The sequence below is a fragment of the Amycolatopsis sp. WAC 04169 genome (assembly GCF_003947535.1).
GTDB lineage: Bacteria > Actinomycetota > Actinomycetes > Mycobacteriales > Pseudonocardiaceae > Amycolatopsis > Amycolatopsis keratiniphila.
On sequence record NZ_QHJI01000068.1, the window covers coordinates 1 to 640 of the forward strand.

The 640-nt window shown below is 72.0% G+C and carries 2 protein-coding genes; one reads left to right on the top strand and one right to left on the bottom strand.

Translation table 11 applies throughout. The annotated features are described in order from the left end of the window. The coding region (locus DMC61_RS41040; protein WP_199750245.1) for a hypothetical protein at positions 1-210 on the top strand (210 nt) is incomplete at its 5' end. Between the two features lie 70 nt (positions 211-280). On the opposite strand, the gene DMC61_RS41045 is transcribed toward DMC61_RS41040, so the two are convergent. Then, the gene (locus tag DMC61_RS41045) at positions 281-451 is read right to left on the bottom strand and encodes a hypothetical protein (RefSeq protein ID WP_199750246.1); all 171 of its coding nucleotides are present in this window, start codon (positions 449-451) and stop codon (positions 281-283) included. Between the last annotated feature and the right edge of the window lie 189 nt (positions 452-640).

The following is a 640-nucleotide window of genomic DNA, read 5'->3' on the forward strand; positions in this document are numbered from 1 at the left end:
GGCGCGGTGGCGGGCGGCCCGGTGACGGGGGCCCCGGTGCCGGGCGCCGGGGGCACGCCCCTGCTCGCCCGGCTCACGGCCCGTCGCCACCTCGGTCCGGGCCTGCTGGTCGTGGCGGGCAGCCTCGTGGCGCTGGTGGCCACGCGGCGGATCCGCACGGAGCAGGACCGCAAGGCGTACCGGCGGCGGTACTCGGCGATGTGGGGCTGATACGGGCCGGTGCGAGGACCGGCCCGTGACTGCTGCCGACGGGCCGGGGCGAGGATCCTCCGGGCGCCGGTCAGGCGGCGTTCGCGGACTCCGGGGCCGCGCTGGCCCACTCCATGACGAGCCGCTGGTACTCCGCGCGCTGCTCGACGCTCAGTGTGCCGGCCGAGCGGAGCCACAGGGCCCGGATCTCCTCGTTGACCTCGGCAGCCGATCGCTCGGAGGAGGGTTCAACAGTGGACATGCTGTGAAGCATACGGCGCCCGGCGTGAAGACGATGTGAGTAATCGCGAGCCAACCGGACATATCGGACCGTGTTACTGATCACGTCGATCTTCTCATCTGTCAAGACCTGCGGGCGAGTTCGTTCCCCTCTCCTGTGTCCTGCGGCACACGCGCCGGGATCAGGTGCCCGGCTTGCGGCCGTACACGT